At 71.1% G+C, this 12,450-nt stretch carries 8 protein-coding genes, 1 pseudogene and 2 riboswitches; of the genes and pseudogenes, 3 read left to right on the top strand and 6 right to left on the bottom strand.

The annotated features are described in order from the left end of the window. The first annotated feature begins 83 nt into the window (after positions 1-83). Complete coding sequence (locus QK442_RS30050) at positions 84-425, top strand: (2Fe-2S) ferredoxin domain-containing protein (RefSeq protein ID WP_282697274.1); 342 nt, start codon at positions 84-86, stop codon at positions 423-425. A gap of 20 nt (positions 426-445) precedes the next feature. On the opposite strand, the gene QK442_RS30055 is transcribed toward QK442_RS30050, so the two are convergent. From QK442_RS30055 to aceA, 5 genes are all read right to left on the bottom strand, one after another. Continuing rightward, entirely contained in the window at positions 446-1,030 is a 585-nt protein-coding gene (locus QK442_RS30055; RefSeq protein WP_282697247.1) for a GNAT family N-acetyltransferase, read from the bottom strand. A gap of 135 nt (positions 1,031-1,165) precedes the next feature. Further along, the gene (metE, locus tag QK442_RS30060) at positions 1,166-3,484 is read right to left on the bottom strand and encodes a 5-methyltetrahydropteroyltriglutamate--homocysteine S-methyltransferase (protein ID WP_282697248.1); all 2,319 of its coding nucleotides are present in this window, start codon (positions 3,482-3,484) and stop codon (positions 1,166-1,168) included. A 165-nt stretch (positions 3,485-3,649) separates the two neighbouring features. Further along, a riboswitch (cobalamin riboswitch) is annotated at positions 3,650-3,874 on the bottom strand. A gap of 193 nt (positions 3,875-4,067) precedes the next feature. Next, on the bottom strand, positions 4,068-4,958 hold the full coding sequence (locus tag QK442_RS30065) for a 3-hydroxybutyryl-CoA dehydrogenase (RefSeq protein ID WP_282697249.1): 891 nt from the start codon (positions 4,956-4,958) through the stop codon (positions 4,068-4,070). Then, positions 4,955-6,547 carry a malate synthase A gene (gene aceB, locus QK442_RS30070; RefSeq protein ID WP_282697250.1) on the bottom strand — a complete coding sequence of 531 codons (1,593 nt, stop codon included), beginning with the start codon at positions 6,545-6,547 and terminating at the stop codon, positions 4,955-4,957. Before aceB ends, QK442_RS30065 begins: the two co-directional genes overlap by 4 nt. Positions 6,548-6,653: 106 nt before the next feature. Then, complete coding sequence (aceA, locus tag QK442_RS30075) at positions 6,654-7,937, bottom strand: isocitrate lyase (RefSeq protein WP_282697251.1); 1,284 nt, start codon at positions 7,935-7,937, stop codon at positions 6,654-6,656. 297 nt (positions 7,938-8,234) lie between these two features. On the opposite strand from aceA, the gene QK442_RS30080 reads away from it, so the two are divergent. Beyond that, the gene (locus QK442_RS30080; protein ID WP_282697252.1) at positions 8,235-9,653 is read left to right on the top strand and encodes a short-chain fatty acyl-CoA regulator family protein; all 1,419 of its coding nucleotides are present in this window, start codon (positions 8,235-8,237) and stop codon (positions 9,651-9,653) included. Positions 9,654-9,677: 24 nt separating this feature from the next. Here QK442_RS30080 and QK442_RS30085 read toward each other — a convergent pair. Then, positions 9,678-10,106 (bottom strand): annotated as a pseudogene (locus QK442_RS30085) (acyl-CoA thioesterase); the annotation flags it as partial. 51 nt (positions 10,107-10,157) lie between these two features. Continuing rightward, positions 10,158-10,382, bottom strand: a riboswitch (cobalamin riboswitch). Between the two features lie 648 nt (positions 10,383-11,030). Here QK442_RS30085 and QK442_RS30090 point away from each other — a divergent pair. Next, positions 11,031-12,431, top strand: a complete 1,401-nt coding sequence (locus QK442_RS30090; RefSeq protein ID WP_282697253.1) for an alanine racemase — start codon at positions 11,031-11,033, stop codon at positions 12,429-12,431. Positions 12,432-12,450: the final 19 nt, after the last annotated feature.

Here is a 12,450-nt window from a genome sequence, read left to right on the forward strand (position 1 = left end):
GAAGAGAGGGGTGTTTCGGCGTGCCCGAGACGACGGACGACGAGACGCACGGCACCGAGGTGACCACGCGGCCGGTCGGTGACGTGCCATGCCGGGTCGTCGTGTGCCGCGACTGCTGCTGCGGCACTTCCAAGGTGACCGGCGTCGACCACGCGGCACAGACCGCGCGTCTGCGGGCGGAGGCGCCGGTGCGCGTCTCCGCCTGCCTGGACGTGTGCGACCAGGCCAACGTGATCGTCGTGCAGCCCTCCTCCGCCGGGCGGGCGGCCGGAGCCCGGCCGGTGTGGTTGGGGCTGGTCAACGACCCGGAGGCGACGGAGGACATCGCCGCCTGGGTCCGTGCGGGCGGCCCCGGCGTCGCGCCCCGGCCGGCAATTCTCGACCTGTACGGCTTCGCCCCGCCGCGCCGTCGTACGGCTTCCTGAGCGGTGAGGGCCGCCATGGTTCAGAGCGGCAGCGGGGCGAGTCCGCGGGCGGGGTGGCGCGGGCCGAGGAAGACGACGATGCCCTTGCCGTCGGGGGAGGGGTACGTCGCCTGGGTCCAGCCCTGGCGGCGGTAGAAGGCCATCGCCCGGGGCGCCTGGACGGAGGTGAGCAGCCACGAGCGGCCTTCGGGGGCGCCTGCGGTGACCGCGTCCAGCAGTTCTGCGGCGAGCCCACTGCCGTGCGCGCCGGGCCGGACGGCGAGTTCGTCCACCTCGAAGGCGCCGCACAGCCAGTCGTGTGTCCGCCGCGGGCCGAGGCCCGAGGCGGCCTGCGGATAGCAGCGGTCCGTGGGGAAGGGCGGGAGGGTGGTCCACCCGCAGGCGAAGCCGACCACGTCTCCGCCTGCCACGGCCACCGCGGCCGTGAAACCCGGACGCCGGGCGTCACGGGGGAGCCGCTTGGCGAACTCGGCGGCCTTCTCCTCGTCCTCGTTCCAGGGCGGTGCGCAGAAGGCGTCGGCGTAGACCGAGCGCAGCGCGCCGGTGTGGGCGAGGACGTCTCCGCCGTGCAGCACGTGGACGGCGGGGGTCGGCGGAGCGCTCACAGAACCCTTCCCTTCATGCGACTATCTATTTATTGCAAGTAGCCCGCAATAAGGCCCCGGGGATCTCCGCAAGGGGGTGCGCGGCAGCGGTGGGCCGGGACGCACATGGCGCCCCGGCCCCAGGAGACCCCGCGGTCAGGAGAGCGGCAGTTCGCCCCGGACCGTACGGGCGCCGGCGACCAGGTTCTCCAGGGAGGCCCGGGTCTCGGGCCACGCGCGCGTCTTCAGGCCGCAGTCAGGATTGACCCACAGCCGGTCGGCCGGGATGGCCTTCAGGCCCGTGCGGAGCAGCGCGGCGGCCTCCTCGGCGCTGGGCACGCGCGGGGAGTGGATGTCGTACACACCGGGGCCGGCCTCGCGCGGGTAGCCGTGGGCGGCGAGTTCGCGGGCGACCTGCATGTGGGAGCGGGCGGCCTCCAGGCTGATGACGTCGGCGTCGAGGTCGTCGATCGCCCGGACGATGTCACCGAACTCGGCGTAGCACATGTGGGTGTGGATCTGGGTGTCCGGGCGGACCCCGGCGGTGGTGAGCCGGAAGGCCTCCGTCGCCCACGCCAGGTAGGCGGGGCGGTCCGTGGCCCGCAGCGGAAGCGTCTCGCGCAGGGCGGGCTCGTCCACCTGGATCACCGACGTGCCCGCCGCCTCCAGGTCGTTCACTTCGTCCCGCAGGGCGAGCGCGACCTGGCGGGCGGTGTCGCCGAGCGGCTGGTCGTCGCGGACGAAGGACCAGGCGAGCATGGTGACCGGGCCGGTGAGCATGCCCTTGACCGGCTTCTCGGTGAGCGACTGGGCGTACGTGGTCCAGCGCACCGTCATCGGCTCGGGGCGGGAGATGTCGCCGGCCAGGATCGGCGGGCGGACGTAGCGGGTGCCATAGGACTGGACCCAGCCGTGCTGGGTGGCGAGGTAGCCGGTGAGCTGTTCGGCGAAGTACTGGACCATGTCGTTGCGTTCGGGTTCACCGTGCACCAGGACGTCCAGACCTGTCTTCTCCTGGAAGGAGATGACGTCCTGGATCTCCGCCCTGATCCGCTCCTCGTAGCCGTCCGTGTCGATGCGTCCGGCGCGCAGGTCGGCGCGGGCGGCCCGGATCTCGCCGGTCTGGGGAAACGAACCGATGGTGGTGGTGGGCAGCAGCGGCAGCCCCAGGTGGGCGCGCTGGGCGGCGGCCCGTTCGGCGTACGGCTGGGAGCGGCGGGCGTACGCGTCCGTCACGGCCTGGGCGCGGGCTCGTACGGCGGGGTCGTGGGTGATCGGTGAGCCCGCTCGCGAGGCCAGGTCGGCGCGGTTGGCGGCGAGTTCGGCGGTGATGGCGTCGGTGCCGTGCGCGAGGCCCTTGGCGAGGGTGACGATCTCGGAGGTCTTCTGCCGGGCGAACGCGAGCCAGCGCAGGATCTGCGGATCGATGTCCCGTTCGACCGTGTTGTCCAGCGGCACGTGGAGCAGGGAGCACGAGGCGGAGACGTCGACCTGGTCGGCGAGGCCGAGCAGGGTGCCGAGGACGGACAGGGACTTCGACAGGTCGTTGATCCAGATGTTGCGGCCGTCGACGACGCCGGCGACCAGGCGCTTGCCGGGGAGCCCGCCGACGGCGGCGAGCGCGTCGAGGTTGGCGGCGGCCGGCCCGGTGAAGTCGATGGCGAGGCCGTCGACGGGAGCCTTGGCGAGGACGGGCAGGGCGTCGCCGAGCCGGTCGAAGTAGGAGGCGACGAGCACCTTCGGCCGGTCGCTGAGCGCGCCGAGCTTCCTGTAGGCATCTGCGACGGCGTCGAGGTCGGCCGGCGTACGGTCCTGGACCAGGGCGGGCTCGTCGAGCTGGACCCACTCCGCGCCGGCGGCACGCAGATCGGCGAGGACCTCCGCGTACACGGGAAGGAGCCGGTCGAGCAGGGTCAGCGGATCGAAGCCCGCGAACACGCCCGGCGCCGGCTTGGCCAGCAACAGGTAGGTGACGGGTCCTACCAGGACCGGCCGTGCCGTCAGGCCGAGCGTGAGGGCTTCGCGCAGTTCGGTGACCTGCTTGGTGGAGTCGGCGGTGAAGGCGGTGTCCGGGCCGAGTTCCGGCACGAGGTAGTGGTAGTTGGTGTCGAACCACTTCGTCATCTCCAGCGGAGCGACGTCCTGCGTGCCCCGGGCCATGGCGAAGTAACCGGCGAGCGGGTCCGCGGCGACGGCGTCCCGGTGCCGTTCCGGAACCACGCCGACCATGACGGAGGTGTCGAGGACGTGGTCGTAGAGCGAGAAGTCGCCGGTGGGCACCTCGTGGACACCCGCTCCGGCGAGCTGCTGCCAGTGGCCGCGGCGCAGTCGGGCGGCCTCGGCACGCAGGGCGTCGGCGGTGACGCGGCCCTTCCAGTAGCCCTCGATCGCCTTCTTGAGTTCCCGGCCCTGACCCTGGCGGGGGTAGCCGTACACGGTGGCCCGTGCCGCCGCGGCTGCGGACTTCGTGGTCACGGAGATCTCCTTCGCGAGATGAATCCCTGAGATCCCGGCGACGGGACGAGAGCGCGAAGGGGTGACGGACCGGACGGCACGAGCGTGCACCTCGTGGCACGGTCGTCCGCCTGGTGTGTATGCCGACCCGCCCTCGAGGTCACCGGGATGTCCGCGCGCGGAACGGTCCGCGTGCGGGCAGCGGGCAGGTCTTCGGACTCGCGGGCGCGCCCTCCTCGTGGAGGACTCCTACTGGCCGTCGCTTCCCAGGACCGGTACGTCGGTCCCAGTGCTGTGTGACGGCGGTCGTTCCCGCTCACCGCTGCGGGGCAGTCCCGGATTCCCACCGGGTTCCCTCTTACGACGCATCCCGCCTGGCGGACGGGGCGAACCAGCTGCACCAACCACCTTAAGGGGCCTGCCCGTCCCGCGACGGCAGATATCCATGATGCGGACGATCAGAGCTGACACCGATGATGCGATCTGCCGGCGCAGGTCCGGATGCCTTACGTGAAGGAGGGCGGGAAGCGCCACACCGCTTCCCGCCCTCATCTACGTGGAGTTCCGGGCCCTCACCCGGCGCTCCGTGCCGCGCCCAGGGTCGTCATCCTGAGCCACCGGGTCTCTCCTCCCGGTCGTACACGTGGAACCCGCGCCCGCTCTTACGGCCGAGCAGCCCGGCCTCCACCATCCGCAGGAGCAGCGGCGGGGGCGCGTACAGCGGTTCCTTGAACTCCTCGTACAAGGACTCGGCAATGGAGGTGACGGTGTCGAGTCCGATGAGGTCGGCGAGCCGGAGGGGCCCCATGGGGTGCGCGCAGCCCAGTTCCATGCCGTGGTCGACGTCGGCGGCCGAGGCGAAGCCGGACTCGGTCATGCGGATGGCCGACAGGAGATAGGGGACGAGGAGGGCGTTGACGACGAAGCCGGACCGGTCGGCGGACCGGATGACCGTCTTGCCCAGGACGGCCGTGGCGAAGTCCGTCACCTTCCCCGCCGTGGTCTCCGAGGTGTGCAGGGTCGTGACGACCTCCACGAGCGGCAGCACGGGCACGGGGTTGAAGAAGTGCAGCCCGACCACGTGGTCGGCACGGCTGGTGGCCATGCCCAGGCGCATGACGGGGAGGGAGGAGGTGTTGGTGGCGAGGATCGCGTCAGGGTCGGCGACGATCTTGTCAAGGGCGGCGAAGACCTCGGTCTTGGCCGCCGCGTTCTCGGTGACGGCCTCGACGACCAGCTGCCGGTTCGCCAGATCGGCGAGTTCCGCGGTGACGCTGATCCGGTCGAGAGCCGCCTCGGCGGACAGGCGGTCGAGCTTGCCCCGGTGCACCGCCCGTTCGAGCGAGACGGCGATCCGCTCGCGGGCGGCCCGCGCCGCCGCGCGGGTCGCCTCGCACAGGACGGTGTCGAGCCCGGCCCGGGCGCAGACCTCCGCGATGCCGGCCCCCATCTGCCCGCCGCCCACGACGCCCACGCGCTGGATGTCCTCGCTCACGCCCGCTGCTCCGATGTCCGGACGAGGTGACGCTCGTACGCCGACGGGGTGAAGAAGGACGGCAGTTCGGTGGCGAGGGCGGACTCCTCGAACAGCTCCCGCACCTTGTCGACGGCCGTCCACGGGTGCTCGGCGCCGAGCGCGGCGAGCTCGTCCTCCAGGATCCGCAGGACGGTTTCGCGGTCGATCACCCGGTGGCGGAGCCACTGCCAGATCTGGACGCGGGCGATCTCGGCGGTGGCCGCGTCCTCCATGAGCCCGTACAGGGCGACGGCGCCCTGGCCGCACAGCCAGGCGTCGAAGTACCGCAGGGCGACGGCGATGTTGGTCCGCACGCCCTCCTTGGTCGGCGGGCCGCTGATCCGTCGGACGGAGAGCAGGTCGGCCGCCGTGGTAGCCACGTCCTCGCGGGTCCGGTGGATCTGGTCGGGCCGGTCGTCGAGGACGGCGTCGAAGACCTCGCGGCAGGTCGCCACGAGTCCGGGATGGGCCACCCAGGAGCCGTCGAAGCCGTCCTCGGCCTCGCGTTCCTTGTCGAGCCGCACCTTGGCGAGAGCGGCGGCGTTCGCCTCCGGGTCCTTGCTCGGCACGTGGGCGGCCATGCCGCCGATGGCGTGGGTACCGCGCCGGTGGCAGGTGCGCACCAGGAGCTCGGTGTACGCCCGCATGAAGGGGGCGGACATGGTGACCTTGGCGCGGTCGGGGAGGAGGAAGTCGGTGCGGTGGCCGAAGGTCTTGATCAGGCTGAACAGGTAGTCCCAGCGGCCGGCGTTGAGGCCCGCGCTGTGCTCGCGCAGCTCGTAGAGGATCTCCTCCATCTCGAACGCCGCGGTGATCGTCTCGATGAGGACGGTGGCGCGCACGGTGCCGCGGGGGATGCCGAGCAGCTCCTGGGCGAGGACGAACACGTCGTTCCACAGCCGGGCCTCATAAGCGTTCTCCAGCTTGGGCAGGTAGAAGTACGGGCCGAGACCGGCGTCGATCTGCCGCCGCGCGCAGTGGAAGAAGTACAGGCCGAAGTCGACCAGCGAGGCCGGCACCGGGCCGCCGTCGAACTCCAGATGCCGCTCCTCAAGATGCCAGCCGCGCGGCCGGACCACGATCGTGGCGAGGTCCTCGCCGAGGCGGTACTCCTTGCCCTCCGGTGTCGTGAAGTCGAGGCGGCGCTCTACGGCGTCGAGCAGGGTGAGCTGGCCACCGATCACGTTCTCCCAGGTCGGCGATGTGGCGTCCTCGAAGTCGGCCATCCACACGCGGGCACCGGAGTTGAGCGCGTTGACGGCCATGCGGCGGTCGGGCGGACCGGTGATCTCGACCCGGCGATCGGTGAGCCCCGGAGCGGGCGGGGCGACCTGCCAGGCGAGGTCGGAACGTACGGCTGACGTGGTGATGGGGAAGTCCAGCGGCATGCCGGTGGCGAGCCGGATGGCCCGGCGACGGCGCTCCTTCAGAAGCCACAGGCGCCGCTCGCCGAACGCGTCGACGAGCCGGCCGACGAAGTCCAGAGCGGAAGGGGTGAGGATCTCGTCGTGCCGGTCGCCCGGGGCGGCGAGGACGCGGACGTGGCGGGGTGGGGCGCTGGTGGACATCGGGGATCTCCTGAGCGGGAAGCGGGAGGGTGGAACGGAGGCGGGCGGGACGTGGCACCCGCCTCCGTCCGGCGGTGGGGCGCCCGGGCGGACGCCGAAGGGATGCCTAGTGGAACTGCTCTTCCTCGGTGGAGCCGGTCAGCGCGGTGGTGGAGGAGGCGGGGTTGACGGCGGTGGAGACCAGGTCGAAGTAGCCGGTGCCGACCTCGCGCTGGTGCTTGACCGCGGTGAAGCCCTGGGCCTGGGCGGCGAACTCGCGCTCCTGGAGGTCGACGTATGCGGTCATGCCGTGCTCGGCGTAGCCGCGGGCCAGGTCGAACATGCCATGGTTGAGGGAGTGGAAGCCGGCCAGCGTGATGAACTGGAACTTGTAGCCCATGGCGCCGAGTTCGCGCTGGAACTTGGCGATCTGGTCGTCGTCCAGAGCCGCCTTCCAGTTGAAGGACGGCGAACAGTTGTACGCGAGCATCTGATCCGGGTAACGGGCGTGGATCGCCTCGGCGAACTCACGGGCCTGGGCGAGGTCCGGGGTGCCGGTCTCGACCCAGATGAGGTCGGCGTACGGGGCGTAGGCGAGACCGCGAGCGATGACCGGGGCCATCCCGTTGCGGACGCGGTAGAAGCCCTCCGCGGTGCGCTCGCCAGTGACGAACTCGGCGTCGCGCTCGTCGACGTCGCTGGTCAGCAGGTTCGCGGCGAGGGCGTCCGTGCGGGCGATGATCAGGGTGGGCACGTCGGCGATGTCGGCGGCGAGACGGGCCGCGTTGAGCGTGCGGATGTGCTGGGAGGTGGGGACGAGCACCTTGCCGCCGAGGTGACCGCACTTCTTCTCGGAAGCCAGCTGGTCCTCGTAGTGGATGCCCGCCGCACCGGCCGCGATCATCGCCTTGGTCAGCTCGAACGCGTTCAGCGGGCCGCCGAAGCCGGCCTCGGCGTCGGCGACGATCGGGGCCAGCCAGTCGGTGGTGTCCGTGCCGCCCTCGGCGGTGGCGATCTGGTCGGCGCGCAGCAGCGCGTTGTTGATCCGACGGACCACCTGCGGAACGGAGTTGACCGGGTAGAGGCTCTGGTCGGGGTACGTGTGACCGGCCTGGTTGGCGTCGGCGGCGACCTGCCAGCCGGACAGGTAGATCGCCTGGAGCCCGGCCTTGACCTGCTGCACCGCCTGCCCGCCGGTCAGCGCGCCGAGCGCATGGACGTAGTCCAGCTCGTGCAGCTGCCGCCACAGCCGCTCGGCGCCCCGCCGGGCCAGGGTGTGCTCCTCGCGCACACTGCCGGACAGGCGCAGTACGTCCTCGGCGGAGTACGTGCGTTCGATGCCCTTCCAGCGCGGGTCCGTCGCCCAGCGTCGCGCCAGCTCGTCGGCGGTCTGTGTCCCTGCCTGCGCCATGGTGGTCTCTCCTGTACGGTGTCGAACTCTGCGAAGGTGCGAGTGGGTGTGGACGGCCCGCCGGAAAGCGGCCGGATACGACCGGGTCCCTGCGACGTCAGGGCATGAGCCGCGCCCCGATCTCCTTCTCCTGCCTGCCTAGTCGGCGGGCCGTGGTTCGACTCTGGCACTGGCACTCAGTGCCATCAACCGTGTCCGGATGCCAAGTTCTGCGAAGTTTTCACGCGACTTTGCGAAGTCTGCGAATTCCCTCTGCTCTATGGTGGTGGCCGTCACCAACCCGGGAGGAGAGCGGTCGTGAGCAAGATCTATGCCGGGGCGCGGCTGCGGCGGCTGCGCGAGGACCGCAGGATGGGTCAGGGCGAGCTGGCCAAGGCGCTCAGGATCTCGCCCAGCTACCTCAACCAGCTGGAGAGCGACAAGAGACCGCTCACCGTCTCCGTCCTGCTCCGCGTCACCGAGGCGTTCGGCGTCGACCCCGAGTTCTTCTCGGAACGGGACACCGTCCGCCTCCTCGCCGACCTGCGCGAGTCCTTGGCCGACGACCTCGACCGGTCCGCGCTGTCCGCCGCCGACCTGAAGGAACTCGCCTCGCGCCTTCCTCACGTGGCCGCCCTCCTCCTGGACCTCAGCCGGCGACACCGCACCCTGACCGAACGCCTCGCCGTACTGACCGCGGGACGAGGAGACGGCGACCAGGCCCCGGACACGGTGCGCACGCCGCACGAGGAGATCCGCGAGTTCTTCTACCGGCGCCGCAACTACCTCCATGACGCCGACCGGGCCGCGGAAGACCTCGCGTACGAGATCGGCGTCCGCCCGGGCGAGGTACGGCGGGTCCTGGCGGATCGACTCGACGAGCGCCACGGCGTGCGCGTGCTCGGCGATGCCGAACGACAGCTCCACCGCTACGAGCCGGAGACCCGGACCCTGCACCTCTCACCCCGGCTGCGCCCCGGCCAGCAGGCGTTCCGGATGGCCACCCAGCTCGCCCTCCTGGAGCACGACGACCTGCTGCGCGCGTACGCCTCGGAGGACTACGAGGAGGGTTCGACGACCTGGTCGCTGGCCCGCATCGGCGTCGCCCATCACTTCGCCGCCGCCCTGGTCCTGCCGTACCGGGCCTTCCACACCGCCGCGGAGGAGACCCGCTACGACATCGAGCGCCTCGCCGACCGATTCGGCGTCGGCTACGAGACGGTCTGCCACCGCCTGAGCACCCTCCAGCGCCCCCGTCTGCGCGGGGTCCCGTTCTCCTTCGTCCGCGTCGACCGGGCCGGCAACATGTCCAAGCGGCAGTCCGCCACCGGCTTCCACTTCTCCCGCGCCGGCGGCACCTGTCCCCTCTGGAACGTGTACGAGGCGTTCGCCGCGCCCGGCCGGATCCACGTCCAGGTGGCCGCCATGCCCGACGGGCAGCGCTACCTGTGGACCGCCCGCACCGTCACCCGGCACCGGGGAGGCTGGGGCGAACCGGGCAAGACCTTCGCCATCGGCCTCGGCTGCGAGGTCCGCCACGCCTCCCGCGTCGTCTACTCCGACGGCCTCGACCTCGGCAACAAGGCCGCCGCCACGCCGATCGGCATGGGCTGCCGCGTCTGCGAACGCCTCGACTGCCCGCAGCGGGCGCTGCCGCCGCTCGGCCGCACACTCGCCGTGGACGAGAACGCCGGCACGTTCGTGCCCTACGCGGTGGAGGACACCCGATCGGGGTGACGCGACAGGTCAGGACAGGCCGAGGGGCACGACGTCGAGCGCCGGCACGGGGCGCGGGCTGCCGTCGGCGTCGATCGCGACGAAGGTGAGGAACGCGGTCGCGACCTCGGTGGCCGGTCCTGAGTTGTTCCACCGCTCGGCGGTGACCCGGACCCCGACGGTCATGGAGGTCCGCCCGGCCCTTTCGAGCCCGGCCTCGACACTGAGCAGGTCGCCGGCCCGTACGGGAGCGAGGAAGGTCATCCGGTCGACCGACACGGTGACGGCCGGGCCGTCGGCGTGGCGTCCTGCGGCGGCCGCAGCCGCGTCGTCGATGAGCTTCATCATCACGCCGCCGTGGATGGTGCCGTACAGGTTGGTGTCGTGGTCGCTCATGATGTGGGCGAGGACCACCCGGGAGTCGTCCGGCGTCTTGGTCGTGCGGGCGGGGCTGGTGACGGTGGGATCGGCCACGTCAACTCTCCTTCGCGAGTCGCGGCAGGGCGATTCCGTACGGTCGGGATCACCGCCGTACGGGCAGCGGGCAGGTCTTCGGACTCGCGGGCGCGCCCTCCTCGTGGAGGACTCCTACTGGCCGTCGCTTCCCAGGTCCGGTACGTCGGTCCCAGTGCTGTGTGACGGCGGTCGTTCCCGCTCACCGCTGCGGGGCAGTCCCGGATTCCCACCGGGTTCCCTCTTACGACGCATCCCGCCTGGCGGACGGGGCGAACCAGCTGCACCAACCACCCTACGGCAGAGAGGTCACGTCCTGTTGTTGAGGAAGCCGACGACCATGGCGATCTACCAGCCCAGCCGGGAGAGGGTGGCCATCGGCCGCCGACCAGCAGCGCCGCCGGCCGCCGTCTTCAGCCGACGGTCGGAGCGAGGCGGTGTGACAGGACGGTCGCGGCCGCTCTGTTCAAGGCGATGACGAGGACGGACGGAGCCCTCCGGAGGGAGGGCGAGGCATGGCGAAGACCTGGTTGGCGTCGGCACGGGCTGCGAGCCCGGCCGGCTGGACGCCACGCCATCAGGGTCGGTCTCGGCGTGAGGAAGACCTGGGGCGCCACGCGCCAGAGGTTGCACGTAGGGCCCGTAGCGCACGTCATGCACCTTGATCTTGAGAGTGTGAGCTCGGAGGATCTCGGGCTGGATACCGCGGGCCAGGTCCTCCACAGCGTACGCGGACCGTAGGCCGACGAGGGTGGCGGTCAGCGGCAGGCCTACGAACCGCTGGTTCCTGAGTGCGGGTAGGTCCTTCAGGGCGGGCTGACCGAGCACCCGTTGGTGGAGTCCGACACCCCAGAGAAGGAGAAAACGCCCATTCCGCTACTCAGTGCAGAGCCCGCCCCCGAGGCTCTATTGAAAACGAGTGTCATAATCGTATAGAAGTGCAGGGTGCTCATTCCTCGACAGGTGCTGGAGCGCCCGGAGACGGCCGCACCACGGCCCTTCGCGCTCACCGCACTCCGGCATCCCCTCGTCTCCACGCTTCTGGCGGATCACCGTGCCCTGCTGGCGGACCTCCTGGACGGCCTGGGGTCTCCGCTGCACGTCGTACTGCCCGAGGTCTTCGAGGAGAACGTCGTCAGGCTTCGCCGGGCGTTCGCCGAGACGGGCGCCGACGCCGAGATCCTCTTCGCCAAGAAGGCGAACAAGGCCGACTGTTACGTCAGTTCGGCCGCCACGCTGGGGGTCGGGGTCGATGTCGCCAGTACCCCCGAACTGGTCAGGGCGCTGGCCGGCGGGGTGCCCGGACACCGGATCGGAGTCTCCGGACCCGAGAAGGACGACGCGCTGCACGCTCTCGCCGTCCAGCATGGCTGCCTGGTCGCCGTCGACTCGACGAGCGAACTCCGCCGGCTCGCCGAGACCGCCCAGCTCGCGCGGAGGCAGGCCGCGGTGCTGCTGCGGTCCCGGACCGCGGGTCAACCGGCGAGCCGCTTCGGCATGTCCGACGCCGAGCGCGCCGCAGCCGTCGGTCTCTGCGCGGAACTCGCGGAACACATCAGCCTCCGAGGCTTCTCCTTCCACCTCAACGGCTACTCCGGCGCGGAACGCGCGACGGCGGCGAACGAGATGATCGAGCACTGCCTCGACGCCCGGCGGCGCGGCTCGCCGACCGCCGAACTGGTCGACATCGGCGGCGGACTGCCCGTCCGCTACGTGGAGCCCCGGCTCTGGAACGAGTTCCTCGCACAGAACGAACCGGCCCACTACCACGCCGCCAAGGACTTCCAGGACTTCTACCCGTACGGCGGCCAGCCCGCCGACCAAGCGGTCCGCGCGATCATGACGCACCCGGTCGGCGGTGGCGAAAGCCTGGCCGTGAAGGCCGCGCGCCACGGCGTCCGGTTCGTCGTGGAGCCCGGCCGGGCCCTGCTGGACCAGGCGGGTTTCACCCTCTTCCGCGTACAACAGGTGGACGACCGGCGGGAGTCCGACGGGTACGCGATCGTCACCGTCGCCGGAAGCAGCTTCAGCCTCTCCGAGCAGTGGTTCAACAGCGACTACCTCCCCGACCCGCTGCTCCTCTCCCCAGGGCCCGCTGCCGACCACGTCTTCCCGGCCTGCGTCGCGGGCTCGACCTGCCTGGAGAGCGACATGGTCACCTGGCGGAAGATCGGCTTCCCGAGGCCCGTACGGCGAGGTGACCACCTCGTCTACCTCAACACCGCCGGATACCAGATGGACTCGAACGAGTCGCCGTTCCACGACGCCCCCCTGCCGTCGAAGGTCGTCGTCCGGCTGGGCGAGGGCGGGACCGCCCCGCGTTGGCGGCTGGACGGAATCCGATGAGACCGCGAAGCAGACCGAG

Origin of the sequence: Streptomyces sp. CC208A (genome assembly GCF_030010625.1) — a bacterium.
GTDB lineage: Bacteria > Actinomycetota > Actinomycetes > Streptomycetales > Streptomycetaceae > Streptomyces.